At 61.0% G+C, this 25226-nt stretch carries 22 protein-coding genes; 13 read left to right on the forward strand and 9 right to left on the reverse strand.

The annotated features are described in order from the left end of the window. Window positions 1-44: 44 nt before the first annotated feature. The 4 genes from MOP44_RS01860 to MOP44_RS01875 all read right to left on the reverse strand — a co-directional run bounded on the left by MOP44_RS01860 (window position 45) and on the right by MOP44_RS01875 (window position 2124). Window positions 45-569: a DinB family protein gene (locus tag MOP44_RS01860; protein WP_260794194.1), complete on the reverse strand. Its 525-nt coding sequence runs from the start codon at window positions 567-569 to the stop codon at window positions 45-47. Between the two features lie 32 nt (window positions 570-601). After that, window positions 602-1060, reverse strand: a complete 459-nt coding sequence (locus tag MOP44_RS01865; RefSeq protein WP_260794195.1) for an SRPBCC family protein — start codon at window positions 1058-1060, stop codon at window positions 602-604. Then, on the reverse strand, window positions 1035-1424 hold the full coding sequence (locus MOP44_RS01870) for an ArsR/SmtB family transcription factor (RefSeq protein ID WP_260794196.1): 390 nt from the start codon (window positions 1422-1424) through the stop codon (window positions 1035-1037). The genes MOP44_RS01865 and MOP44_RS01870 overlap by 26 nt, the downstream gene beginning before the upstream one ends. A gap of 94 nt (window positions 1425-1518) precedes the next feature. Beyond that, a complete protein-coding gene (locus MOP44_RS01875) occupies window positions 1519-2124 on the reverse strand; it encodes a porin family protein (protein WP_260794197.1) in 606 nt (201 codons plus the stop codon). Window positions 2125-2256: 132 nt separating this feature from the next. Here MOP44_RS01875 and MOP44_RS01880 point away from each other — a divergent pair, with 132 nt between their 5' ends. Further along, complete coding sequence (locus MOP44_RS01880) at window positions 2257-3885, forward strand: alpha-L-fucosidase (protein WP_260794198.1); 1629 nt, start codon at window positions 2257-2259, stop codon at window positions 3883-3885. A 134-nt stretch (window positions 3886-4019) separates the two neighbouring features. Beyond that, window positions 4020-5471 (forward strand): glycoside hydrolase family 32 protein, encoded by a 1452-nt coding sequence (locus MOP44_RS01885; protein WP_260794199.1) that lies wholly within the window; start codon window positions 4020-4022, stop codon window positions 5469-5471. Window positions 5472-5502: 31 nt separating this feature from the next. On the opposite strand, the gene MOP44_RS01890 is transcribed toward MOP44_RS01885, so the two are convergent. From MOP44_RS01890 to MOP44_RS01905, 4 genes are all read right to left on the reverse strand, one after another. Then, window positions 5503-7428, reverse strand: coding sequence for an amidase (locus tag MOP44_RS01890; protein ID WP_260794200.1), 1926 nt, complete (start codon window positions 7426-7428; stop codon window positions 5503-5505). Window positions 7429-7553: 125 nt separating this feature from the next. Continuing rightward, the gene (locus MOP44_RS01895; protein ID WP_260794201.1) at window positions 7554-9284 is read right to left on the reverse strand and encodes a choice-of-anchor D domain-containing protein; all 1731 of its coding nucleotides are present in this window, start codon (window positions 9282-9284) and stop codon (window positions 7554-7556) included. Between the two features lie 4 nt (window positions 9285-9288). Then, the gene (locus tag MOP44_RS01900) at window positions 9289-9780 is read right to left on the reverse strand and encodes a hypothetical protein (protein WP_260794202.1); all 492 of its coding nucleotides are present in this window, start codon (window positions 9778-9780) and stop codon (window positions 9289-9291) included. A 193-nt stretch (window positions 9781-9973) separates the two neighbouring features. After that, the gene (locus tag MOP44_RS01905; protein WP_260794203.1) at window positions 9974-11314 is read right to left on the reverse strand and encodes a M48 family metallopeptidase; all 1341 of its coding nucleotides are present in this window, start codon (window positions 11312-11314) and stop codon (window positions 9974-9976) included. A gap of 122 nt (window positions 11315-11436) precedes the next feature. Here MOP44_RS01905 and MOP44_RS01910 point away from each other — a divergent pair, with 122 nt between their 5' ends. The 10 genes from MOP44_RS01910 to MOP44_RS01955 all read left to right on the forward strand — a co-directional run bounded on the left by MOP44_RS01910 (window position 11437) and on the right by MOP44_RS01955 (window position 22508). Beyond that, window positions 11437-13182, forward strand: coding sequence for a TldD/PmbA family protein (locus MOP44_RS01910; RefSeq protein ID WP_260794204.1), 1746 nt, complete (start codon window positions 11437-11439; stop codon window positions 13180-13182). Beyond that, window positions 13182-14834 (forward strand): metallopeptidase TldD-related protein, encoded by a 1653-nt coding sequence (locus MOP44_RS01915; protein ID WP_260794205.1) that lies wholly within the window; start codon window positions 13182-13184, stop codon window positions 14832-14834. The genes MOP44_RS01910 and MOP44_RS01915 overlap by 1 nt, the downstream gene beginning before the upstream one ends. A gap of 151 nt (window positions 14835-14985) precedes the next feature. After that, window positions 14986-15849, forward strand: a complete 864-nt coding sequence (locus tag MOP44_RS01920; protein WP_260794206.1) for an FKBP-type peptidyl-prolyl cis-trans isomerase — start codon at window positions 14986-14988, stop codon at window positions 15847-15849. A gap of 98 nt (window positions 15850-15947) precedes the next feature. Continuing rightward, a complete protein-coding gene (locus tag MOP44_RS01925) occupies window positions 15948-16238 on the forward strand; it encodes a muconolactone Delta-isomerase family protein (protein ID WP_260794207.1) in 291 nt (96 codons plus the stop codon). Window positions 16239-16331: 93 nt separating this feature from the next. After that, window positions 16332-16715 carry a glycine cleavage system protein GcvH gene (gcvH, locus tag MOP44_RS01930; protein ID WP_260794208.1) on the forward strand — a complete coding sequence of 128 codons (384 nt, stop codon included), beginning with the start codon at window positions 16332-16334 and terminating at the stop codon, window positions 16713-16715. A gap of 127 nt (window positions 16716-16842) precedes the next feature. Beyond that, window positions 16843-18192, forward strand: a complete 1350-nt coding sequence (gene gcvPA, locus MOP44_RS01935; protein WP_260794209.1) for an aminomethyl-transferring glycine dehydrogenase subunit GcvPA — start codon at window positions 16843-16845, stop codon at window positions 18190-18192. A gap of 2 nt (window positions 18193-18194) precedes the next feature. Continuing rightward, window positions 18195-19706 carry an aminomethyl-transferring glycine dehydrogenase subunit GcvPB gene (gene gcvPB, locus MOP44_RS01940; protein ID WP_260794210.1) on the forward strand — a complete coding sequence of 504 codons (1512 nt, stop codon included), beginning with the start codon at window positions 18195-18197 and terminating at the stop codon, window positions 19704-19706. A 403-nt stretch (window positions 19707-20109) separates the two neighbouring features. Beyond that, entirely contained in the window at window positions 20110-21435 is a 1326-nt protein-coding gene (locus tag MOP44_RS01945) for a TadE/TadG family type IV pilus assembly protein (RefSeq protein ID WP_260794211.1), read from the forward strand. Between the two features lie 21 nt (window positions 21436-21456). Next, window positions 21457-21969: a TadE/TadG family type IV pilus assembly protein gene (locus MOP44_RS01950; RefSeq protein WP_260794212.1), complete on the forward strand. Its 513-nt coding sequence runs from the start codon at window positions 21457-21459 to the stop codon at window positions 21967-21969. Next, on the forward strand, window positions 21966-22508 hold the full coding sequence (locus MOP44_RS01955; protein ID WP_260794213.1) for a TadE/TadG family type IV pilus assembly protein: 543 nt from the start codon (window positions 21966-21968) through the stop codon (window positions 22506-22508). The genes MOP44_RS01950 and MOP44_RS01955 overlap by 4 nt, the downstream gene beginning before the upstream one ends. Before the next feature lie 219 nt (window positions 22509-22727). On the opposite strand, the gene MOP44_RS01960 is transcribed toward MOP44_RS01955, so the two are convergent. Then, window positions 22728-23567, reverse strand: coding sequence for a manganese catalase family protein (locus MOP44_RS01960; protein ID WP_260794214.1), 840 nt, complete (start codon window positions 23565-23567; stop codon window positions 22728-22730). Between the two features lie 253 nt (window positions 23568-23820). On the opposite strand from MOP44_RS01960, the gene dnaB reads away from it, so the two are divergent. Beyond that, window positions 23821-25212 (forward strand): replicative DNA helicase, encoded by a 1392-nt coding sequence (gene dnaB / locus MOP44_RS01965; RefSeq protein ID WP_260794215.1) that lies wholly within the window; start codon window positions 23821-23823, stop codon window positions 25210-25212. Window positions 25213-25226 lie beyond the last annotated feature (14 nt).

Consider the following 25226-nt stretch of genomic DNA (forward strand, 5'->3'; position numbering starts at 1 on the left):
CGTGCAGCGGGGCCTCCGCATTCGTTTGCTCTGTCGGAGCGGATTCAAACGGCAACCGGCTCCCCCTGCTCCATCGAGACAGGCTTTTCATCCGCGCTCGGACCCCAGCTTGACGGCACGGGGATATCGAGCAGGCGCAAATAGACGCAGAACTGGCCGCGATGCTGGTACCAGTGGTTCAGCATCACGTTGCGCAGAAACTGTTCGCGCGGCATGGCCAGCACTTCCCTGCCCCCCGACTCCATGCGCCAGAGTTCGTTCATGGCCGCGTCGTCAAAGCCGTGGAGAATCTCGCGGACTGCCTGGACGCTGCTTTCCAGGGTCTTCAGGATCTCCGCGACGGTGGCGGGCTGGGGGACCTTGAATTCCGGAGCCTGCGCGGGGTTATTCTGCACGAAGCGAGCCACTGCGCTGGGAACCAGCGCCAAATGCAGCGCAAGTTGGCCGGCAGTCATGGACTTGGGGTGCGGCTTCCAGGTGAGCTTGTCTTCGGGCAAGCGCTCGAGGAACCTGCGAGTGACGGGCGCCTGCTGCTCGAATTCAGCCAGTAGTGTCTGTGCGATGGACATGATTGCCTCCTATGGGAAATGGATGTGTGCGGTTAGCGCGATGCGTTACGCTCGGCGCGCAGCCGGGCCTGCTCGTGAGTGTGATTCCAGCCGGTGGTGACGCCCTTCTTGTGCTCTTCCGGGATGAGGCCGAAGGCGGAATGAGTGAACTTGATGAGGGTGCCGCCCGGGACTTCGCTGAGGCGATACTGCACATTGTTCACGACAGGGTAAGACATGAACAGCGGGCCGGCGAATTCAATCAATGCGGGCTGCTTGAGAGCTTGAACCGTCGCCCAGAAGTGGCCGTTATCGCCGCCGAGATCGCGGAACCAGCGGCCGCCGGGCCGCAACTCGAGCTTCATCGGCATCGGCGTGCCGTCGGGGTGCTCGCTCGCGGTCGTAAGCTGCTCGATGAGCGCGGCGAAAGTGGCTTCGAGCGGTGCGTTCACGTGGATTTCCTGAGTGATGTTAAGGGTAAGGTCCTCAATGCCCGGTGCCGTTGCGATCATGTTTCCCTCCTGGTTGTGTTTCAGATTTGCTCTCGGCTGCCCTCGCCATCTGCTCGGCGCGCTGTTTCACGCGCAGCAACTGGTGGCTCCAGTAGCGCTCGAATGTGGATGCCCACTCATGCAGCGGTCTGATTCCATCGGCACGCGTCTGGTAGAACCTGTGCCTGCCGTTGCGCCGCATTCGCACCAGCCCCACTTCATGAAGAACTCGCAGGTGCTTGGAGACGGACGGCTGGTCCAGGTTGAGTTGCTCAACGATGTCAGTAACGGGGCGCTCGCGGTCGAGAAGAAAGATGAGGATCTCGCGGCGGCGGGGTTCGGCGACGGCGTTGAAGACATCCGAGGTGGTTGCAGCCCTTGCCATGAAGAGAATAATGCATTCCTATATGGGCATATGTCAAGGCCAATAAATGGGGCCGCCTGCGTGAAGGTGCGAACCGGCCCCTGAGTGGCTGAAATTACAGACGGAAGTAAATGCCGATCATCGGCTCCGCCGTGTGCGTGAACCTGTCGGCGGAGGTGAACAGCTTCGTCACATCGGGAGCCTTGTAGAGGTTTCCGCGATATTGCAGGCGCACTCCGAAGTGTGGAATGACCGGCCAGTCGAGACCCGCTCCATAAACGTAAACGGCCTTGGTGTCGGTTTTGGTCTCAATGGTGGAGTCGCCGCTCTGCGGTACATTGATCAGGGCTCCCACTCCAAGCACGCCGAAAGGACGGACGCCGAGCACCTTGATCGACGGCACCCAGTCCACAGTGACTTCATGTGCGTCAGCCTTTACCGTGGCTTCGCTGATGTTTCCACAGGAAACACCACACGAATACTTCTGGTTCGCGCGGTTGAAGGAGTAGGTGCCTTCGAAGCCGACGATGGGGTTGGCGAGGTGCCGCAACTCCACGATTCCGCCAGCGCTGTTCGCGGGGCTCTGGGTGACGCCGTTCGCGTCCGTGGTTCCTGAGAACGCTCCGTAGACGCTCAGGCCTACGTCGGTCTGCGCCGATGCGCAGGTACAGCCAAGTCCTGATAAAGCAATGATCGCCAAAACTGCGGTAGAGAGTTTCATTTGCAATTGACCTCCTGAAATTGGGGATCAAAGAAATTTAAGACACTGATCCCCTTCTGTATTGGATTCAGAACAATGTTAGATGTAAACCTTTGCAGAAACGAAACCTGCCAATTTACGATTTCACCCGACATGAAAAATCTGCTTTTATGCCTGCCTCTGCTCGCCCTGTCCGCGGGTTCAATTGCAATTGCACAATCTTCCGCACCGGCCGATCCGCTGGCGCCGACGTTGGGCGTCAAGTCCGCTGCCGAAATCGACCGCGAGTGGCAACAGTCCGTCTCAAAATATGACGCGGAACGCAGCCGCCTGTTGAAGGAAGCAGACCGGCAAGCCAACGACGGTCCGTATCGCCCGGACTGGGCTACGCTGATGAAGTATCAGCAGCCACAGTGGTATAAAGACGCGAAGTTCGGCATCTTCATCCACTGGGGGGTGTACTCGGTGCCGGCTGCGGAAAATGAGTGGTATCCCAGAAATATGTACCAGACGAAAGAAGGCGCGTATAAGAACTTCCGCGAGCACTACGCGAAGGGCGATGACTCGAAGGGTTACAAGGACCTGATTCCGCTCTTCAAGGCGGAGAAGTTCGACGCGGCGGAATGGGCCAAGCTTTTCAAAGAGTCGGGCGCGCAGTACGTCGTTCCAGTGGCAGAGCATCACGATGGGTTCTCGATGTACGACTCGGGGCTCTCAGACTGGACGGTCGTCAAGATGGGTCCGAAGCGCGACACGCTGGGCGAACTGGCCAAGGCGATTCGCGCGGAAGGGCTTCACTTCGGGCTCAGCTCGCATCGCGCCGAGCACGACTTCTTCTACGACGGCGGGCGCACCATGCGCTCCGACGTGAACAATCCGAAGTATGCGTCGCTCTATGGTCCGGCGCACCAGTGGATCGATCCGGGCGGCGACGAACACAGCTTGATCAACGACTGGACCTATGTGAGCACGGCCTGGACGCAGGATTGGCTGGCGCGCGATACCGAACTGGTGGAGAAGTACAAGCCAGAGATCGTCTACTTCGACTGGTGGATCGGGCATCCGGTGTTTCGCAATGCGGTGGCTGAGTTCGCGTCGTTCTATTACAACTACGCCGCGGCCAATGGCTACACCGGCGTGATCGACTTCAAGGACTACTCGCTGAACTGGAAGGCCGGCGTGCGCGATTTTGAGCGTGGCCAGCAAGATCACATCATTGCCGACCACTGGCAGACCGATACATCCATCAGCAACAAGAGCTGGGGATATATCGAGAACGACACGTTCAAGTCGCCCGAGTTCCTGGTACATCAACTCGTCGACATCGTAAGCAAGAACGGCAACCTGCTGCTGAACTTCGGGCCGCGGTCTGACGGAACCATTCCCGACGAAATACAGAACACACTGCGCGAGATGGGGGCGTGGCTGAAGGTGAACGGCGAGGGGATCTACGGCACCACTCCGTGGAAGACCTATGGCGAGGGCCCGACAAAGGTGGTGGCCGGAGCGTTCCACGACACCGACACGAAGCCCTACACGGCCGAAGACTTCCGCTTTACGACGAAGGGTTCGACTGTATATGCGATCGGCATGGCTTGCCCGCAGGACGGGAAAGGGACGATCCACTCGCTGGGCTCATCGAGCCTTCCAATCGGCAACGTGGAGCTGCTTGGCTCAACCAGCAAGGTCACGTGGAACCAGACCGCAGAAGCGCTCGAAGTGACGCTGCCGGCAGGAGCAAGCTGCAAATACGCTTACACGCTCAAGCTCACAGCAAAGTAAGCACAAGGTCGAATCACGGCCCGCAGCCTTGTACAGAGGTTGCGGGCCGAGTTGCGTGAGAGCGGCGCAAAACTGATATCCTCCGGTTCGTGAAACGCCGAACATTTCTCAAAGCTGTTGCAGGAGCGAGTGCGATGAGCGCGCTTCGAGTCAATGCGGAGCCGGATGTGGCCACCATCGCGCACGATTCCAATCGGCCGGAATGCCACCTGCTGCCGCAGCACAACTGGATGAACGACCCCAATGGGCCGATCTTCTGGAAGGGCAAGTATCACCTCTTCTATCAGCTCAATCCGCATGCAGCGGTGTGGGGCGACATGCACTGGGGGCACGCCGTCAGCACTGACATGGTCCACTGGAAGCATCAGCCGGTTGCGATGGCGCCCACGCCCGGCGGTGCCGACAGCGAGGGATGCTTTTCGGGATCCGCCGTGGTACTCAATGGCAAGCCTACGTTCATCTACACCGGCGTGCAGAATGCGCCCAAAGAGCAGGTGACAATCCGCGACGGCAGCGACAAGCTGCGCGAGACGCAGATGATTGCCGTGGCCGAGGACGATGAACTGCTGCGCTGGAAGAAGGATGAGCAGCCCGTGATTCCGCTGCCTCCGCCGGGCGTGCAGGTGACTGGCTTCCGGGATCCTTGCCCCTGGAAGGAGCACGATGGGTGGTATCTCGGAGTGGGCTCGGGCGAGCGGGGCAAGGGCGGATGCGTGCTGCTGTACCACTCGCAGGATTTCCGGCACTGGGATTATCTGCACAAGTTGGTGGAGGGCAAGCCGAACGGCAAGCAGGCCGCAAACCCGTGCGACAGCGGCGAGATGTGGGAGTGCCCGGATTTCTTTCCGCTGGGGAAGCGGCATTGCCTCATCTATTCGACTGAAAACAAGGTGTTGTGGACGACGGGTCGCTATGACGCAGCGGCGCACATCTATACGCCCGAGCGCAGCGGCGTGCTCGACCACGGCGCGGCCTACTACGCGCCGAAGAGCTTTGTTGCGGCGGATGGACGGCGTGTTCTCTGGGGCTGGCTGCGCGAGACGCGGCCCGACGCGGAGTTTGCGGCGGCAGGCTGGTCGGGCTGCATGTCCTATCCGCGGGTGCTGACGATCGGGTCGCAAGGGCAGCTCGAAATGCAGCCGGCGAAAGAGGTGGAGCAGTTGCGCGGTCCAGTCGAGCGCGCCACTGTTACCGATGGGTCGCCGTTTCGCGGCAAGCTGGACGGGCTCCGCGGCGAGCTGAATCTGCGCAGCAATCTTCTCACCGATACGGTGACGACCGTTCGGCTGATCTCGCGTGGGCAGGCAGCGTGGGAGCTGACGGTGGACGTGCCTGCAAAGACGGTCCGCTGCGGCGAACTGGAATTTCCCTTTCCCGGGTTGCCGTGGCCGCACCCCGACTTGCGGATGTTCCTCGACGGTTCGGTGATCGAGTCGTTCATTGGAGCGCGCGAGGCGCTGACCAGCCGTGTGTACGGAATGAAACCAGGTGAGACGGAGCTTGAGGTCAGCGTGAAGGGAAAGGGCCAAATCAAATTGCAGACGTGGCCCTTGAAGGCGATCTCCGCGGACAGGCTGACGAGCTGAGTCTTAGACTAGCGCCGCTAACTCCGCTGTCTTAGTCCAGCTTTGGGTGCTGCTTGTGGAAGTCCGTAGCTTCCTGGTAAGCGCGGCCAAAGGCGGCGAGCTTCGCATCCTGATAGAGGCCAGCGAGAAACGTGATGGACACCGGAGTACCAGGACCTCCGATGTTGTCGTCGTTGCCGTCATCTTCCTTGGGAGGGTGTGGGGCGTCAGGGCCTCGGAAGCCATTGGGGACGATCAATGCGGGGTGACCAGTGAGGTTGGTGGCCACCAGTTGCTGGCTTTCCGTTGGTGCGACGATGATGTCGACCTTTTCAAAAAGCGCTGACACCTGCCGGCAGGCAAGCGTGCGCGCCCGGGCGGCCTGGATGTATTCGACCGCGGGGAAGAAGCGGGCGGTGCGGAAGGAGTTGGGCCAGTCATCGGCGCTCTGCTCGGTGAGGAGCTTGTCGCGGCCGGAGAGGGTGAGGTCGTCGAATGCCGCAGCGGCTTCGCATTCGAGCATGGTGACCATGGCGCCGTAGGGAAGCTTGGGCAGCTCAACGGGGATGAGATTCACGCCCATGCTCTTGAGCTTGTCGAGTGCGGCTAACTGGAACTTGTGGTCGTAGGCCACGCGGGTGCTGCGGGCCTGCATGTATGCGTTGCGCTCTTCGCGTTTCTTCTTGTCTTCGGCGGATTCGGTGGCCGGCGCCTGATCCGGCTTGAACGGCTTGGGGTCGTCGAAGTCAGATTTGAGGTAGCCGACGCGGAGCGAGCGCCAGTCGAACGCCGGGTTCCAAAGGAAGTTCGCGTAGGGGTATACGGATGTGTCCTTTCCGTCCTGACCGTGGATTACGCCGAGGACCAGCGCGCAATCCTCAGCGGTGCGGCAGATGGGCCCCAGCTTGTCCATCGTCCAACTCAGGGCCATGGCGCCAGTGCGAGGTACAAGGCCGAAACTGGGGCGGAGGCCAGAGTCGCCGCAGCGTGTGGAGGGCGAGGCGATGGAGCCCAGCGTCTCCGAGCCCAGCGCAAAGGCGACGCAGCCGGCAGCAACGGCCGATGCCGATCCGGCAGACGAACCGCTCGATCCCTGCTTGGGGTTCCATGGATTGCGGGTGCGCCCACCGAACCACTTGTCACCCATGGCAAGTGCGCCCAGAGTGAACTTGGCCACGAGGACTGCCCCGGCTTCGTCGAGCCGCTGCACCACGGTTGCATCCTCGTCAAACGACTGATGCTCGAACCCACCCGCGCCCCATGTCGTTGGATAGCCGTTCACCGCGAGGAGGTCCTTTGCGCCCCATGGAATCCCGTGCAGCGGTCCCCGGTATTTGCCGGCCGCGATCTCTTCGTCGGCTTTCTTTGCCTGAGCAAGCGCGCGGTCTTCGGTGAGCGTGATAACGAAGTGGAGCTTGGGGTCGTAGCGCTTCAGGCGTGCGAGGTACAGCTTCGTGAGATCGGTGGATGTGATTTTGCGGAGTTTCAACAGGCTGGCCAGATGGCTGACGCTCGCGAAGGCGAGATCTTCGATGTTCGACGGCGCTGTGGCGGATTCGTCCGCTGCCCAGCCGATCATGCCCGTGGGCGCGGTCCCGGCTTTTGGTGCAAGGACCTGAACGTTCTTGTGCGCGTGGGTCACCTCGCCCCTTGCGGGCTGCGGATGGAACACGAACGACGGTGCAACCGAATTCGGCAGCTTCAGCTTGCGGATCGCCTTCATCGACCCATTGCGATCCACCAGGCCGTCGATCATCATCTTCTTCTGCTCATCCGTGAACGGGCCGATGCCGGCGAGAATGGCCGCCTGATCGATCATCTCGGGGGTGATCTTGGGAGGCTTTGACTGATCGGTGCTGTCGCTCTCCTGTGCCTGTGCGGATTGCGTGGCGAGCGTGTAGAGAACACCGGGGAACAGTGCCGAGGCGACGCCTGCGCGGCTGCAAGCGCTGAGGAAACTGCGGCGGTCGAGTGTCATCGAGTGAGCGTCCTGAGGAAGATGAAGAGCGTCTCCGTCACTATAGCGGACCCTGAACGGAAGTCGCAGCCCTGAGTGCGGTCGGAACAGATTTCTCCAGTAGCGTTCGATCTCAACCTGGTCGTCTATTGAATCGGCGGCGGCGTGTTGGACGGGGCCGGTTTCGGCCGGTAAATCGTGTTCGCACCTTTCATCGTGATCGCCCCCTTGATCGATGGAGCGACGGTCGCGTGCAGATTGGCGGTGCCTAGTTGCTGGGCGCCGCCCAACACCGAGAGCACAGCGTTGAACTGCCCCACCGTCGAGCGCGCAATGAACACGGCGAGGACCCTGCAGCTCTGGCCAACAGCAAGGCCTGCGCAGTTGCTGTCCGTGAGAGAGAAAGAGCTGCTCTGGGGACCTTTGAGCTGTAGCTGGATGGCCTGCAGCGGCACCTTGCCGTCATTCATGATTGTGATCAGCTGGCGTATGTGCGGAGGCGAAAGATCCGGTTCTGCCGGAGTGATCGTCACATGTGGCCGCGGTTGCGGTTGCGGATTTGGTTGGGGCTGGGACGGAGTTCCCTGCTGGGGCGCAGTCGGCACAGACGAGGACGGCGGCGGAAATTGCGGCAACTGCCATCCGGAACCCGGTCGATTTCGTCCTACCAAAGCCACATCGTTCGCGACCATCTGGTTCAGGATCGCTTGCGTACTGCCGGGGGTGATATGCAACTCGGCCGTGTAGCTGGAGCGAAATCTCACCGCACCCGGCGCAAAGCGAACCGAAATCCTGCAGCTCTCATCGCTCCTCAGCGGGTTGGCGCATCGATTATCGACGATCTCGTAGCTGCTGGCACTCTTCCCCTTGAGCACTGCGTTCACGGTTAGCCCCGGGCCGCCTACGTTCGACACCTCCACATCCTGCGCTGCTGAGTCGACCTCGAACTGCAGCACAGACGGGATCACCCGCATCACGGGAGGGGCTACTGTCGCAGGCGCAGGAGGTGCCGGCGCAGACGGAGGAGGCTGTTGCACCGGGGGCGGTGTCGGTGGAGTCTGTGCCTGCTTGTTCCCCAGGTCTTCGCCGCTCGCAGAGGACTTTCCCCCCGCGTTCAGATCCAACACCTGCACGGGAGCTGGCGCGGTCCCGTTCGCCGTGAGCGGCACCTTGTGCTGTATACCGCTGCGATTGTCCGACACATCGAGAACTCCGGCTCGCTCTCCGGCCGTCGTGCCTGATTGAAATTGCACGGCAACTTTACAGATGGTGGTGCCGGCCAGGTTCTCACAGCCTCTTTGTCTGGCTATGTATCCGTCTCCCTCTGCGGATGCGGCCGTCAATGTGAGACCGGGCGCGCCACTTACACTCACAATCTGCTCGGCGGACGTGCTGCCCGTGAAGACGTCTCCGAAAGCCAGAAACTCCGGTGTAACCGTGACGATATCGGGCAGCGAGATAGCTGTAAGATCCGATATCAGGCGCTGCCCGGAAGCGGTTTCCACCACCAGCCGGGCGCGCTTGGCGCCGGGATCGCCGGAGTGGAAGGTCACATCAATCGTGCAGACGTTGGAGGCCGGCAGGTCTTTGCATTCGTCCGCGACGACTGTGAACTCCTGCGCGTCTTGTTCCACGGAAAACCGCGCGATCGGCAAATCGCGAAAGCCGCGGTTGGTGAGCTTCAGTTGTTTCTGCACAGCAGTGCCGTATGAAACCGCTCCGAAATCCACCTGCCCCGGATCGAGCTCGCCGCCCGATACAAGCCACAACACTGCGCCCACCAGCAGGACCGACAACCACGCAGATGAGCTTCGTGCCCGCTGCTTCCGGCTCAGTGCGCGCTCAGGAATGGTCAAGGTCAGCTTCAGCTGGCGCATGGGCTCACCTCGTGCTGGTCCGCGCACCTCGTCCGCCGTCCGCGACCAGTTCTCGGTCGTCCTCCACGCCCGCGGGGACCAGCGTTATAGTACCGGCCACCTGAACTGGCGGGCCGGAACTCTCATCCGGAGCCGCTGCTGGACCGTCTCCCAGAATGTCCTTCAGGCGGTCACATCCCGCCACCAGGACGAGCCACGTCACCATGGCATCGAGCACCGGCTGATTCTGAACCCCCATAGCGGCCAACACGCGGAGATCCTTGCCGAAGTAGATCAGGATCAGCGACAGCAAGCCGCACACCGTGAAGGAGGCCCACTTCTGCCTCCGCGCTGCTGCGTCCTGGACTTCCTGATCTTTGAGGCTCGCAGGGTCGGGAAACTTCGTCCGCCAGGCTTTGAACGATTCCAGAAGAAACAGGAGACCGCGGCTGATTCTCTCCACTCCAAACGCGGCCAGCAACAACATCGCCGTCACACTGACAGCATCGTGTGTCATAGCAACCTCCCGATCTGAAGCTTCACAAAAAAGCGGAAAGATGGGCGGCCCGAAAAAACGAGGAGATCACGAGTATCTGCCGGCAGTTGCGCGACCTGGAGACCCTGACAGCCGGAGGGAGAATTGATGCACAAGTATACGCCGGATTTGGTCGGAAGCAGCTTGATTTGATGCTTCCCGGCGCGCGGATTCCCTACTTCTGGAAGAACTCTCCGTGGCCGCCGTTGGCCCATGGGTCGTAATGCGCGGCGAAGTTGGCGCGGTTCTTCACGGAAGGGTGATTGTAGAGCCAGAACTCCACGATGGGGCTGGGATCGGGATCTTCGAGCCAGGCCTCGCCGAGAGCGTTGAAGGCGGCGACCGCAGTGCGTTGCGGATCGGGAACAAGGCCGTGCATGGCCTCCTGCCCGTAGACGTCGGACTGGTGCTCAAGATAGCGGCTGAAGGTGTTGCCGATCGGAGTGACGATGAATCCCGCCATGGATACCGCGAAGAGCAGCACTACGAAACCGGCGCGCGTGGCGAGGGGCGCGATCCCTCCCTTCGGGCCGGTTTGCTCGTGGATACTCCAGCGCTCGCCGTAACGCGCCACAAGCCATCTTGAGAAGCCGGCGCACACCCAGAAGAGGAAGAACATGCCGACCGCTGAAGCCGCAAGTCCCTTGGGGATGTGGTGCAGCACGTAGTGTCCGGTCTCGTGGCCGAAGATGTACATGACTTCGTCGTTGGGCACGCGGCCCGCGGTAGTATCCCACACAACGATGCGCTTGGTGGCGCCGAGCCCGCTGACGTAAGCGTTGAGGCCATTGGTCTTGACGCTGGCCTTCATAAGGTACATGCGGTCAGGCGGGATGTTGGTGCCGGTGCGCGCGACGACCTTTTGGAGGTCCGCGACGAGCGCGGCGTTGTTCTTCGACAGCGGTTCGAACTGGTTATAGATGGGCTCGAGCAGCGGTTCGCCGATTGCACCAGCAATGGAGAGGGGCACGGCGACGATCCAGCACAAGAGCCAGAAGCGCTGTGGGGAGACCTTCACGATCCAGTTGAAGAGCAACAGGCCCAGCAAGCCGAAGGCAAGCGCCAGGCCGAGGCTTTTGCCCTGGTCGCCGAACCAGCCTGCCCAGCCCTGGACGCTGATGCCGTAGTGGCGGCTGACGGTGTGGCCGATCATGTCGAGTGGAAGGCTCGCCAGAAAAGCAATCAGGATGAATGCCGCGAAGAACCAGACGCCCTGCATCCAACGGCGGGGCGAGCGACCGGCGGCCCATTGCTCCAGCGCGGCAGCGGTGCGCGTGGCCAGCAGCAGCCACAGGACGGCGAGTCCCCATATGGATCCGACGATGTCGAGAGTGAGCCGGATCTTGTTCAGCGTCTTTGCCTTGGCAAGCTTGTCGGGCGGCAGATGATAGGCCTGATCAGACGGTGCCTGCTGCTGGGCAGTGATCATCTGCTTTTCTTCGGGCGTGGGCTCAGGCGCGTTCTGCGCATTGAGCGTGGCAGCGCCGGTGACGAGCGATGAAACGAACAGAATCATAGTAAGAAGGCGCGCGAATCGCATGAGCAGTTCCTCAGGAGTGCTGTTGATTTGAGACAATTGCGGCACCAATGTTTTTACCCGATATTCTCCGTTCCCTGCCATTCCATTCCCGTGGCTCTGTGCAGCGAGGTCTCCGTTGTGGCACTGCTTCGGCTCTCGGACTGGCCGCCGCAATCGCTCTAGCGCAGCCGCACGTTGTTACCGCGCAGCAATCGCCGGTGCTGCTCGACGCCATGACATCAGAATTACACCGCGCGTTCACCTCGCTGGGCCGGGGCGATGCGGCGGCCAAGGAGAATGAACTGCCGCCGTATTTCCTCAGCTACTCGGTGAGCGATGCCGATGTTGTGATGATGCAGGCGCAGTATGGCGCGGTTGTCGCCGACAATGCGAACCGGGTGCGCGTTGCCGACATCCAGGTACGGCTGGGTGATGCGAAGCTCGACAACACGCACGGCCAGCATCGCGGCTCCGCAGTGAACAGCATGCAGCTTCCGCTGACCGACGATGCGGCAGCGCTGAAGCGCTCATTGTGGCTGGCGACCAACTCGGGATACTCGAACGCGCTCGACAACTACCTGCGGGTGAAGACTGAGGCGCAGGTGCGCGCGAAAGAAGAGGACACCTCGCCCGACTTCAGCGAAGAGAAGCCGCAGGTGGCTATCGGGAAGATCGCGCCGGCGGTGAAAGTGGATCGCGCAGCGTGGGCGCAGCGCATCACCGCGCTGTCGAAGGTGTTCCGCGCCTATCCGGATGTCTATCAGAACGCGGTGATCCTGAGCGTTCAGAACGACACTTACTACTTCGCATCGTCTGAGGGCTCGCGAATCGTTGCGCCGCATGAGCAGGCACGCCTCGTGGCTGTGGCGGTCACGCGTGCCGACGATGGCATGGATCTGTTCCGCGCGCAAACGTTCGAAGCCGAAACCATTGATGGGCTGCCTTCGCAGGCTGATCTCGAAGCAGCGATGAACGAACTCGGCAAGAGTCTCGAAGACTTACGGAAGGCCCCGGTGACGCAGCCCTTCGATGGTCCTGCGATTCTCTCCGGGCGGGCCGCCGCGGTGTTCTTCCACGAGGTGCTTGGCCATCGCCTGGAGGGCCAGCGCCAGCGCGGCGAAGAGGAAGGCCAGACCTTCACCAAAGATATCGGTAAAGAGATCCTGCCGTCGTTCCTGTCGGTTTCCGATGACCCAACGAAGACCATCTTCAATCACACATGGCTCAGCGGCAGCTATCAATATGACGACGAGGGCCAGAAGGCGCAACGCGTCGAACTGATCCAGGACGGCGTATTGAAGACGTTTCTCATGTCGCGGCTGCCGATTGCGAGCTTTGGTGAATCGAACGGGCACGGCCGCGCGCAGACCGGCCGCATGCCCACGGGTCGCCAGGGCAACCTGATCGTGACTTCGACCAAGTCGGTCTCAGACGCCGAGTTGCGCAAGCAGTTGATTGAGGAAGCGAAGAAGCAGGGCAAACCCTTCGGTCTCTACTTCGAAGACATCTCTTCGGGCTTCGCCGTGACGACGCGCAACTCGCCGCAGGCATTTCAAGTGATTCCGCTGGTGGTGTATCGCGTTTATGTGGATGGGCGGCCCGATGAACTGGTACGCGGCGTCAGCATTGTGGGCACGCCGCTGGCCGCGATGAAGCGCATTATCGCCACCGGCGACAAGAGCGAAGTGTTCAATGGCGAGTGCGGCGCGGAGTCGGGCTCTGTGCCGGTAAGCGCCGTTGCGCCCGCAATGCTGGTGAGCGAGATGGAGACGCAGCGGCAGCCGCAAGGGACGGCAAGGCCGCCGATTCTGCCCATACCGTCGGCAGAGGGAACAGAAAACAACTCGAGCAAGGGGGTGCGGTAATGAAGATGAGGTTCGTTGCACTCCTTGCAGGCGCCGGATTCCTCGCAATGGCGATGGCGTCTTCTGCGCAACCTACGCGCGCTGACGCTGAGAAGGATCCCATTCTGAAGGCGATGTTGCAGGAACTGGACCGCAGCAAGAGCGATCTGCAGCTTAAGGGATTCGAAAAACCGTTTTTCATCGAATACCGCATTGAAGAAGTTGACGCCTTCGAGACAAAGGCCGAGTTCGGCGCGACTGAGGGCTCTTCGCATGCGCATCAGCGCATCGCGCGCGTCACTGTACGCGTGGGCGATTACAAGACGGACAGCTCGGGGCAGCGCGGCGACGGCGCTCTGCAACTGGCCGGGCTTGGAGATGACCCGATCGCCATTCGCTCGGCGCTGTGGCAGGCCACTGACCAGGCCTATAAGGAAGCGCTCGACGCCTACGCGCAAAAGCAGGCCGAGCTCAAGCAGGTGCAGACGCCGCCGCAGGCTGACGACTTCAGCAAAGAGAAGCCGGTCATCTCCCTCGAGCCGCAGAAGCTGCTGGTCTTGTTCGATACCGATTGGCCGGGACGCGTAGCTAAAGCCAGCGGCCTCTACCGCACGGATCCCACGGTGAAGGCGAGCGAGCACGACGTGCAGTACTCCATCGCCTCATTCAGCGCGCGCGTAACCACCTCGCGCCTCGTCAACAGCGAAGGCACAATCGTTCGCAAGAGCTCGTCCAGCTACCAGGAGAGCTTTGCCGTGGGCACGCAGGCCGTGGACGGCATGCGCATCGACCGCTCGCACGCAACGACGGGCGCAGCTCTCAGTGATCTTGACTCTGCGGAGGCATTCGACAAGCATGCTGTGGCGCTCATTGCCTCACTCAACGATCTGCGCAATGCGCCTGTAGTTGAAGAGGAGTACCACGGGCCCATTTTGCTCAGCGCCGATGCGAGCACGGATGTGCTGCGTGCGCTGCTGGCGCGGGGTGTGGCTGCTACGCGGCCGCGGCTCGGAACGGAGGCGCGCACCAACGGGCCGTTCGCTTCGAGCTATCACACCAAGGTGCTGCCGGAGTTCATCAACGTTGTAGACGATCCGCTGATGAAGGTATGGGACGGCCGCAACCTGATCGGCGCATATGCCGTGGACGATCAGGGCGTTCCCGCGCAGTCAGTCAAGCTGGTGAACGCGGGAAGACTGGAGAATTACCTGATCGGACGCGAACCGGTGCGCGATTTCCCCAACTCGAATGGACACGCGCGCGCAGCCCTGATGAGTGCGCCGCGCCCAACGATCGGCGTACTGAAGATCACGGCTGAGAACGGGCTGAGCGACGAGGACCTGAACAAGAAGCTGCTTGCGCTGGGCAAGGATCGCGATCTGAAGAGTGTCTACTACGTGCAGACCATGGGCGGGGCCACCACGCCGAGATTGCTGTATCGCGTGAGCCTCGACGGCAAGCGCGAACTGGTGCGTGGTGCTCAGCTCGACGACCTGGACCAGCGCGCACTCAGGTCGAGTATTGAAGCTGCGGGCAAGGACCTGTGGGTGACCAATTATCTTGGCGAGATCCCAGAAACCGTATTGGCGCCGGCGCTGCTGCTGAACGATGGAACGGTAAAGCGCGCAAATGAGAAGCATGAAAAGCTGCCGTTTTATCCGGCGCCGGAATAAAAAATCAGTTCACAGTTCTTAGTCATAGTTCACAGCAGCGGCGATCGCGCCTGGACGCGGTGGAACTATGAACTATGAACTCAGGGGCAAGCGCCGAGGCGCTTGCCCTGATACACTCCCCATGAATAAACCCCCGGAGTTGAAACCACTCATGAAAAGCTTTGTTCCATTTGTCTGCCTGGCAGCCGCTGTCGCCGTCACGGCTCAGACTGCGCCGAAAGCCCCGGCTGCTTCCACTACCCATAAGGCCGCAACCACGTCGGCCGCCAAAACCGCTGCCGCTTCAACCACCGCGGGGTTTCCCACCATCTACAAGGTGCCCGCGGACGAGAAGCGCGTCGTCGCCCCTCAGAAGAAAGTAGCCGTGCTCACCTACCAGGACATCAAGATTGGCACCGGTCCCGAGGGCGAGTCGGGCAAGCTCTGGCATGTGAAGTACAAGGGCTGGCGCGCGGCCGACGGCGTCGTGTTCGATTCCTGGGAGAACAACAAGCGCCCCGTGATGGACAAGGACGGCAAGCCGGAGATGGACGCCGACGGCAAACCCAAGATGGGCGATCCCGAGCCGTTGACGTTTCCGCAGGGTGTGGGCCGGCTGATCCCTGGCTTCGACTACGGGGTCATGGGCATGAAGGTGGGCGGCAAGCGCCGCCTGTTCATTCCCTGGCAAATGGCCTACGGCACGCGAGCCATGCCGGACCGCCCCGATCACCCCGGCATCCCCGCTAAGTCGGACCTGATTTTTGACGTCGAGCTCGTCGAGGTGACCGATATGCCCGCGCCGCCGCAGAGGCCGATGATGCCTCCGGGTGCTGGCGGCAGTGTTCATCCGCAGCCGGTGATTCCGCCAAAGGGCAGTGGCGCGACGCCGCAAGGCAGCGCTCCAGCTACGCCTCCGACGGGCGCACCTCCGACGGGTACGCCGGATGCCACCAAGCCCACCACGCCGCCGCCGAGCACAAATCCGGGGACGACGCCCCCACCGCAGCCCTCCACCCCGCCGCAGCCGAAGTAAAGCTGTCCGATCCGCAGAGCCTCCGCTCCGATTCAGGACGGAGGCTTTGCTGTTTCTGGCGAGCATCTAGATCCGTAACCGTCTTCTACAATCAGCTCATGCAATTTCTCTCGGTCAGCCGTCGCCGCACAGATGCTTTTCCGCCCGAGGCTTTCACTCCTGAACTGGTGGGCCGCGAGGGCCGGCGGGTCAAAGAACTCTACGCCTCCGGGATCCTGCGCCAGATTTGGCGCCGGGGAGACATGCCGGGCGCCGCGATTCTGTGGGAGGCCGGCAGCGAAGCCGAGGTGCGCGAGGCGATCAACAGCCTTCCCCTCGCCCAGGCGGGCATGTTGGAACTGGTTTCACTCCTGCCGCTAGAGCCCTATCCCGGGTTTTCACAGCCCTAAAATCCCGCCGGAGGCAAAGCCACCGCCGCCTGTGCCTGGACCCGCCCCAAGCCTTACACTGGAAGGTTGTCATTTTCAGTTCGAGGGAGCCCCATGGCTTATCCGGCAAACCTGCGCTATACCCGCGAGCACGAGTGGATCGCGGTCGAAGGCAACATCGGAACCATCGGTATCACAGACTACGCACAGAACTCGCTGGGCGACATCGTTTACGTCGATGTGCCTAAGGTGGGCGATTCAGTGACCGCCAACCAGACGTTCGGCTCGGTCGAAAGCGTGAAGGCAGTCAGCGATCTCTATTCGCCGGTCAGCGGCACCGTGACGGCAACCAACGACGTTCTCAAGACCGAGCCCGACAAGATCAACTCCGCTCCGCACGACACCTTCATCATCAAGGTCGAGCTGTCGAACCCGGGCGAGTTGGACTCGCTGCTGGATGCAGCAGCCTACGAAGCGTTCATCGCGGAAGAACAGTAAGACCGTTCTTAGTTCGCCGTTCACATTGCTCCCTCCCTGGGGGGAGTCACATCCAAATGAGGACCGCCAGCTGAACCCTCGTTTGCACTAGCGGTGAACTGCGAACTAAGAACTCTTAAAGGACCGTATGCGTTACCTACCCAAAAGCCCCGCCGAGCGTGAGCAGATGCTCAAGGAGATCGGCGCGGCAGCTATCGACGACCTGTTCTCCATCATTCCAGCCGAGTACCGCCTGAACCGCGATCTCGATGTTCCGCGTCAGCAGGCGGAGAGCGAGATCATCGACTACTTCAAGGCCGCCGGCCACAAAAACGCGACCGATTACACCAGCTTCCTGGGCGCGGGCGCGTATCGGCACTACCGGCCGGTCATCATCGACTCGCTGGTGCAGCGCGGTGAGTTTCTTACCAGTTACACGCCCTACCAGGCCGAGATCACGCAGGGCACGCTCCAGGCCATCTTCGAGTTTCAGACGATGATCGCCGAGTTGACCGGTATGGACGTGGCCAACGCCAGCATGTACGACGGATCGACCGGCGCGGCTGAAGCGATCCTCATGGCGATGCGCGTGACTGGGCGGCATAAGGCTGTGGTCGCGCGTTCGGTGCATCCCGAGTACCGCGAAGTGATCGACACGTATCTTAAGCATCGCGAGTTGCCGAGTTCGCTGGTGAGCTTCGAGCCGAAGACGGGCCGCGTCGATCTTGCCGCGCTCGAGGAGTCAATCACGGAAGAGACAGCAGCCGTGCTGGTGCAGAGCCCGAACTTCTTCGGCGTCGTCGAAGACATTCCGGCAATCGCAGAGATTGCGCACAAAAAGGGCGCACTGCTGATCGTCTCCATTGCCGAGGCCGTGAGCCTGGGCGTGGTGCGACCGCCGGTTGAGGCAGACATCGTTAGCATGGAAGCGCAATCGTTTGGCGTGGCTCTGAGCTACGGCGGGCCCTTCTGCGGTGTCATCGCGGCGAAGGAGCAGTTCCTGCGGCAGATGCCCGGCCGCCTCGTCGGCCAGACAACGGATCGCGATGGAAACCGCGGCTTCGTGCTCACGCTCTCCACGCGCGAGCAGCACATTCGGCGCGAGAAGGCGACTTCGAACATCTGCACGAATCAGGCGCTCGTGGCTCTGATGGCGACCATCTTCCTCACCGTCTATGGCAAGCAGGGCATCCGCGAGTTGGCTGAGCAGAACCTGGCGAAAGCCCACTACGCCGCGACCGAACTCACCGCGCAGACGGGAAACAAGCTGTTGTTCAATGGCGCGCCGCGATTCCACGAGTTCGTGCTGCAGACCGGCGAGTCGCCGGCGGTGTGGCAGAAGCGGCTGATGAAGAACAAAATTGTCGGCGGCATCGAGCTCGGGCGCTGGTATCCGGAGCTTGGCGACGCGACTCTGTGGTGCGTAACCGAAGTGATTCCGAAAGAGCAGATCGATAAGGCGGCGAGCGTTCTGGCTGCGGGGCTGGTGGAGGCTTAAGCATGGCGACAACTGAAATCAACGCATCCAGCAAGACGACGGGCAAAGTACGCGCGCACCAGACGCAGAACGAGCGCCTGACTTTCGAAAAATCCGCACCCGGCAAGAAGGCCTACAAACTACCGCCACTCGACGTTCCTTCCGTGAACGCCTCCCAACTCCTGGGAGAGACCTTCCGCGAGAACGACGGCCTCCTTCCTGAGCTGAGCGAAATCGAGATCATCCGCCACTTCACGCGGCTTTCGACCTGGAACTACGCCATCGACCTCGGAATGTATCCACTCGGGTCCTGCACGATGAAGTACAACCCCCGCGTGAATGAATTCGTGTCGCGCATCGAGGGTCTGGCGGACGCCCACCCCTACCGCCCCGACGAGCTGGCACAGGGCATCATGGAGGTCATCGACCTGCTCCAGCGCTGCCTCATCGAAATCACCGGCATGGACGCCATCACCCTCCAGCCGGCCGCCGGCGCACATGGTGAATTCACCGGCATCCTCCTCGCGCGCGCGTGGCATGAGTCGCAGGGCAATGCCCGCAAGAAGATCATCATTCCCGACTCCGCGCACGGCACCAACCCTGCCACCGCCGCCATCTGCGGCTATCAGGTCGAAAACCTCAAATCCAATGCTGACGGCGGCATCGACCTCGAAGCGCTCGCCCGGCAGGTGGATGAAGACACAGCCGCGCTGATGATCACCAATCCATCGACCATCGGCGTGTTCGAGAACGAGATCCACAAAATCGCCGACATCCTCCATGCCAAGGGCGCGCTGCTCTACATGGACGGCGCCAACATGAACGCGCTGGTCGGCAAAGTCCGCCCCGGTGACTTCGGCGTGGACGTGATGCACCTGAACCTGCACAAGACGTTCTCGACTCCCCACGGCGGCGGCGGCCCCGGTTCGGGTCCGGTCGCTTGCAAGAAGTTCCTGGAGCCCTTCCTCCCTACCCCCGTCCTCGTTCAACGCCAGAACGGGACGAAATCCTGGAACTACGATCGCCCTCAGTCTGTCGGTCGGGTGCGCGCGTTCTACGGCAACACAGGCATGTTCATCCGCGCGCTGGCTTACATCCTGGCCAACGGACCGGACGGCCTGCGCCAGACCACCGAAGACGCCGTACTCAATGCCAACTACATCCGCAAAAAGCTCGAAGACCTCTACGAGCTGCCCTACAAAACGCCTTCAATGCACGAGGTGGTCTTCAGCGACAAGCGGCAGCAGGCCAAAGGCGTGAAGACGGGCGACATTGCCAAGCGGCTCATTGACTACGGCTTCCATCCCTACACGGTCAGCTTTCCGCTCATCGTGCCAGGGGCGCTGATGATCGAGCCGACCGAGAGCGAGTCTGTCGAAGAGCTGGACCTGTTCATTGAGGCCATGCGGTCCATCGCGAAGGAAGTGGAGGAGGACCCAGAACTGGTCAAGACGGCCCCTCATTCTACGCGGGTGTCGCGGCTCGATGAAGTGACCGCTGCCCGCAAGCCGATTCTGCGCTGGAAACTGGAATAATCCAGCCAGGCGATGGTGCTGAAGAGGCCTCCTGCAGCGCGGGAGACCTCTTTGCTTTTTGGGCTGCTACAGACGGGCGCTAAGCTGGAGTTGTAACCCTTCGACGTCCATGCGACCGGTTGAACTGTAAACACCTGTATACGGTTCGGCGCGCTTGTTGCTGCCCCTTCTGCTCCTCAATTTCCAATCCACACATTTTAAACAACATACTGAATAACCGCTTTGGCATCGCTGTTGCTAATTCCTCTTGGTCGGGGATTGGCAGCGCAGCGCCAAAGAACCGGCCCGTCCCCTTCTGTCAAGAACCAATGACCGAGGGATGGTGGCATGAAGGCGTGCTCGACCCGCTCGACCAGGCTGCGACCGAGCAGGCAGTCAGATTCAACACGCCTCAGGAGCAAGTATGAAGATCGTTCGCGAAGAAGAAGGGGCAACCTTGGTCCTTGTGGCACTGAGCATGACGGTGCTGCTTGGGTTCGTGGGTCTCGCAACCGACGTTGGAATCCTGCTGCGCCAGAGAAGGATCGCGCAGACAGTTGCCGACAGCGCTGCCCTCGCCGGCGTAACTGAATCCATGTATGAAGGCAGTCCGTCGAGCGTAACCTCGGGAATGTATACTGCGGCCTCCCACGACGCCACAATGAATGGCTTCACCCCGGGGTCGTCCAATGGGGCGGCGAACTCCGCGAACGGACTCACCCTGACCCTCAGGGTAGCTCCCACCATCTCAGGCTACAGCGGTTCCGGGCTGGTGCAGGCAACAGCGAGCTTCGCCACACCCACGATCTTCATGAACCTGTTCGGCATTCACTCCTTGAATGTCGCTTCCACAGCGATCGCATCGAACCTGCTTAATTCCGACGGGTGCTTCAATGTTCAGAATGGCGAGGGCCTGGCCAATCCCGCGGCCACCATGGGTGGGAGTTCCCAGCTGTTCGGTCAAAATTGCGGCGTCACCATTAACGGCAATCTGAGCATGGGAGGCAGCTCAAACATCAACGCTAAATTCGTTACCGCCTCTGGCACAATTACGAACGGTGGCAGTTCCAGCATCACCGGCCCCGTGTCTCAGAATGCTCCACCCACAAGCGACCCGTTGTCCAAGCTTCAGCAGACTGCGAATCAGCCACAGATCGATACCACCGCCAAGACTTGCACCGCGCCTTCCGGCACCGGGATGAGTTGCATCTACAACTTCAACAGCGGCAATCTCAGCGGCACACTGCAGTCGAACACCATGTATGTGTTCGACAAAAACGTAAATGGCGGCAACGGACCTTCAATCACCGGTTCGGTAACGGGTTCCAACGTCACAATCTATCTCGCCGACAACATCCCCTTCAGCTTCGCCAATAATGGAAACCTGAACCTCACGCCCCCGGGATATGGCCACCCCTGCGCGGGAAGCCTGAACCCGCTTTGCGGTGTTCTGTTCGACGCTCCCAGCGATGGCGCCAACGGCAAAGGCACCTACACCTGTTCGCATGGCAAGGGCAATAACTACGGCAACCCCGCTGAAATCTATTTCGATTTTGGAAGTAGCACGTCAGACCTGGAGGGCGTTATCTACGCGCCGTACATGCAGTTGTTCGTCCAGGACCAGGGCGCGTCTACCAAGCTGGCGAATGATGTAATCATCGGTAACTTCTGCTCGCAGGCTGCGACTCTCAAAATACAAGGGTACGACTCATCCGACTCGCCCCTGGCCAGAGTTGGGCTGATTTACTGAGCGGGTTAAAGGAGCAGATAGATGAAGTTTCGACTCAATGAAGAGAGTGGCGCGGCCCTGGTCGAGTTGGCCGTAATGATGCCGCTGTTCATCCTCATAACCTTCGGCGCCTTTGAGTTGGGTCGCGTCGCACACTACACCATCGAGGTAGAGAACGCGGCGCGTGCCGGGGCCTCGTTTGGCGGCGAGAACATGGGCAACGCCACGTCGACCAGCACGGTAGCCCAGGCAGCGAAGAACGATGCTCCCGATCTCTCCACGCTGACCGCCAGCCCGAGCGCAGGCTGCGTCTGCGAGACACTCAACCTTACCACCGGCACGCCCACCTACAGCCCGGCAAGCGGAACCGTGAGTTGCAGCGATGCGACCATCACCGCCTGCACTGGCTCCAGCAGCTCAGTCGCCCACTACGTGGTGAGTTACGTCACGGTCTCCACACAAGCTTCCGTCAATGCAGTGTTTTCGGTTCCACGGATCCTGCCGCGGACCTACACACTCCACGGATATTCCGCGATGAGGATTCTTCCAAATTGATCTGTCGACGAACATTACGGCAACGCATAGACGCCCTTCTACGGGGCGCTTTCAGGCGGTCGGCAAGAGACGATCGGGGCGCCACCGTCCTTGAGATGGCGATCTCCTTCACATTCCTGTCGGTCCTGATATTCGGCGTGTTTGAGGTCTGTCTGGCCGTGTACGCTTACCACTTTCTCGGCAACGCCGCGCACGAAGGCGCTCGGTATGCCATCGTTCGCGGATCGACCTGGACCTCCAGCTGCTCCGGATACTTGTCGAACAAGTGCACGGCATCCACAACGGATATCAAGAATTACATCGTCCACCGCAGCTATCCAGGCATACTTCTTACAACTGACAACATTTGCGTGCAGTATCGCGGCCCTGTCCCGGGAAGCGCAACGACGTCATGCAATGCCGCCAATTCAATCACCGGCGACAATGCCAAGGGAGACATCGTCCAGATCACGGTGAATTACCCATTCACCTTCAATCTTCCCGGGTTTCGCAAGAGTATCAACATGGCGAGCACTTCGCAGATGGTGATCGCCCAGTAATCCGCTGCCATTCGTGAACCGCGCCAGCGGATCACGCCAGCGACACATTGGCCTCCGTGGCGCCCAGGGAACCATTAATGTAAACAGAAGTTCTCCCCGGCCGGGTGAACTGTGTACGGTAAACGACACTCCAATCCAGCGGCCGTGTGTTCAACGTGCGATTCCTTGCATCCGGGGCCCGCGAAGTAGCTCAACCTCGCAAGCCCCGCCAGCCATCCTTCAATACTTCGCATCCGCGACACCGATCAGTTCATCGAGTTCCGGAGCCGTAGTTGTGCGCTGGCCATCGTCCTGCTTGCCCCGGTCTTCCGGCCCGGCCACGCCATCCACATGATCGATCGACAAGCCCTCGCCGCCGTCCATGGGCGACTGCACCTCATGCAAGCCATGCATGCTGGTCCACGGGCCTCGAACGTCCATGTCGGCCTCATCGCCAATCCCGGTTGAGCCGTTGAAATACTCATCCACGAGCTTCGGCGTGGGAGCCAGCCGCCCAATCGAGAAGGGCCGCTTCTCCAGGGTCTCCAGAGCGGCGGTGAATGCCTTCATGTGCGTGATCTCGCGGGTCATCAGGAATTGCAGTGTGTCGATCGACCCCGGATCGTCCGTATGGTCGATGAGCCGCTCGTAAACGATCTTGGCGCGCGCTTCCGCCGCGATATTGCTGCGGAGATCCACGTCGAGCTCACCGGTGATCTTCAGGTAATCGGCCGTCCAGGGATTGCCGGCCGAGTTGTATAGCGCCACCCCGCCACCCCCGGCGATGGTCACGAGGGGATCCGCTTCGGCCGCCTCCGCCTCGGTCTTCAGAGGCTTGAGGTGCATGCGGATCAGGGCGCCGACCACCTCCAGATGGCTCAGCTCTTCCGTGCCAATGTCGAGCAGAAGGTCGCGCCGCGCGATATCGTCCACGCAGTTCCAGCCCTGAATGGTGTATTGCATGGCAGCTGCGAGCTCGCCATTCGCGCCGCCGAACTGCTCGAGCAGCATGCGGCCGAACCGCACGTCAGGCGTGCCCACTTTGACGGTATACATAAGCTTCTTTACGTGGTGATACACAGAGAGTCCCTCCTCGATGGATCCTGATGGTTGTGGAGAGCGGACGCGCTTTCCCCGTCAAACCAGCGGCCTCATGAGCCGCAGCGTTGACGCCCGCGCGGGCGCAATTTGATCATCCTGCCGCTGTGATGCGAGGCTGAGCCCGAGGTTGGCCTGTCGATTGAAGTTCACATCTTCGGTGGGTCTGCTTTTGCAGATTCCTGTCCAGATGTTCACACCCATCCTCAGCCGCCTGTCCGCCTAAACTCGATCCATGGCCACCTTTGCCAATCCCGGCTACGATCCCGGTCTGCCCGCGGCAGTCGATGCCGAGAAAACTATCCTCGGCGCCATTCTCCTCGACAACCATGCGCACTCTGAAGCCGCGGAGAAGCTCGAAGCCGACGATTTCTCGCTCGACTCGCACAAGCGCATTTACCAGCGCATGGGCGACCTGCTGGCTGAGCAGCGCCCCGTCGACATCGTCACCCTGGCCAACGAGCTCGCCAAGTTCAAGGAGATCGAGGCCGTCGGTGGCGTCGCCTACCTCGCGTCGCTGACGGAAGGCCTGCCGCGCCGGCCCGTGATCGAGGAATACATCAAGATCGTCAAGGACAAGAGCCTGCTGCGGCGGCTCATGATGATCTGCTCCCAGGCCATCGCCCGCGCGGCCGACCAGAGCGAGACCGCCCTCGAAGTCCTCGGCGCCGCCGAAGCCGGCCTGCTGGAAGTCAGCGAGAAGAGCATCTCCAACGGCTTCCAGAGTCTGGACCAGATCGTCGCTGGCTCCTTCGGGTCAATTGACAACCTGTACAAGCAGAGCCGCGAAGTCACCGGACTCGCTACTGACTTCTACGAGCTCGACCGGAACACCAGCGGCCTTCAAAAGGGTGAGCTCGTTATCATCGCTGCTCGTCCGTCGATGGGCAAAACCGCATTTTCGGTCAACATCTGCCAGAACGCAGCCGTGAACCACGGGGCGGTGGTGGCTGTCTTCTCGCTCGAAATGGGCAAAGAGTCGCTCCTGCGCCGTATGCTTTCTGCCCAGGCCTGGGTCGATCAGCGCAAGCTCCAGACCGGCTTCCTGGGCCGCGAAGATCACGACAAGCTGCAGAAGGCCCTCAATGACCTGGTCGAGTCGCGGCTGTTCATTGACGATACGGCCGGCATCTCGCTGGCCGAAATGCGCGCCAAGGCCCGCCGCCTCAAGCAGCAGAACAACGGCAAGCTCGATCTGATCATGATCGATTATCTGCAGCTCATGTCCGCCACGTTGCCCTCAGCCGGCGGCAAGCGCTACGAGAATCGCACGCAGGAAGTCTCCGCTATCTCGCGCGGACTCAAGGCCCTGGCCAAGGAACTCGACGTGCCGGTAGTTGCGCTGTCGCAGTTGTCGCGTTCCAGTGAGCGCCGCGGCGACGACAAGCGCCCTCTGCTTTCGGATCTCCGCGAATCCGGCTCCATCGAGCAGGACGCCGACGTGGTCATGTTCATCCACCGCGAGGCGTACTACAACCGCGACGAAGAGATGTCGGAGTCCGACCGCGCCAAGAGCGAAATCATCATCGCCAAGCAGCGTAATGGCCCTACCGGCACCATCCACCTCAACTTCATCAACAAATACACCCGGTTCGACAATCCCGCGGAGGCAGTGCCCGGCGAGTAGTTATGCCAAAGCTC

Source organism: Occallatibacter riparius, from assembly GCF_025264625.1.
Taxonomy (GTDB): Bacteria; Acidobacteriota; Terriglobia; order Terriglobales; family Acidobacteriaceae; genus Telmatobacter; species Telmatobacter riparius.

Coding starts and splice junctions, on each gene's coding strand:
- MOP44_RS01860 (WP_260794194.1), bottom strand. CDS start 569: ATGTCCATCGCACAGACACTACTGGCTGAATTCGAGCAGCAGGCGCCC.
- MOP44_RS01865 (WP_260794195.1), bottom strand. CDS start 1,060: ATGATCGCAACGGCACCGGGCATTGAGGACCTTACCCTTAACATCACT.
- MOP44_RS01870 (WP_260794196.1), bottom strand. CDS start 1,424: ATGGCAAGGGCTGCAACCACCTCGGATGTCTTCAACGCCGTCGCCGAA.
- MOP44_RS01875 (WP_260794197.1), bottom strand. CDS start 2,124: ATGAAACTCTCTACCGCAGTTTTGGCGATCATTGCTTTATCAGGACTT.
- MOP44_RS01880 (WP_260794198.1), top strand. CDS start 2,257: ATGAAAAATCTGCTTTTATGCCTGCCTCTGCTCGCCCTGTCCGCGGGT.
- MOP44_RS01885 (WP_260794199.1), top strand. CDS start 4,020: ATGAGCGCGCTTCGAGTCAATGCGGAGCCGGATGTGGCCACCATCGCG.
- MOP44_RS01890 (WP_260794200.1), bottom strand. CDS start 7,428: ATGACACTCGACCGCCGCAGTTTCCTCAGCGCTTGCAGCCGCGCAGGC.
- MOP44_RS01895 (WP_260794201.1), bottom strand. CDS start 9,284: ATGCGCCAGCTGAAGCTGACCTTGACCATTCCTGAGCGCGCACTGAGC.
- MOP44_RS01900 (WP_260794202.1), bottom strand. CDS start 9,780: ATGACACACGATGCTGTCAGTGTGACGGCGATGTTGTTGCTGGCCGCG.
- MOP44_RS01905 (WP_260794203.1), bottom strand. CDS start 11,314: ATGATTCTGTTCGTTTCATCGCTCGTCACCGGCGCTGCCACGCTCAAT.
- MOP44_RS01915 (WP_260794205.1), top strand. CDS start 13,182: ATGAAGATGAGGTTCGTTGCACTCCTTGCAGGCGCCGGATTCCTCGCA.
- MOP44_RS01920 (WP_260794206.1), top strand. CDS start 14,986: ATGAAAAGCTTTGTTCCATTTGTCTGCCTGGCAGCCGCTGTCGCCGTC.
- MOP44_RS01925 (WP_260794207.1), top strand. CDS start 15,948: ATGCAATTTCTCTCGGTCAGCCGTCGCCGCACAGATGCTTTTCCGCCC.
- gcvH (WP_260794208.1), top strand. CDS start 16,332: ATGGCTTATCCGGCAAACCTGCGCTATACCCGCGAGCACGAGTGGATC.
- gcvPA (WP_260794209.1), top strand. CDS start 16,843: ATGCGTTACCTACCCAAAAGCCCCGCCGAGCGTGAGCAGATGCTCAAG.
- gcvPB (WP_260794210.1), top strand. CDS start 18,195: ATGGCGACAACTGAAATCAACGCATCCAGCAAGACGACGGGCAAAGTA.
- MOP44_RS01945 (WP_260794211.1), top strand. CDS start 20,110: ATGAAGATCGTTCGCGAAGAAGAAGGGGCAACCTTGGTCCTTGTGGCA.
- MOP44_RS01950 (WP_260794212.1), top strand. CDS start 21,457: ATGAAGTTTCGACTCAATGAAGAGAGTGGCGCGGCCCTGGTCGAGTTG.
- dnaB (WP_260794215.1), top strand. CDS start 23,821: ATGGCCACCTTTGCCAATCCCGGCTACGATCCCGGTCTGCCCGCGGCA.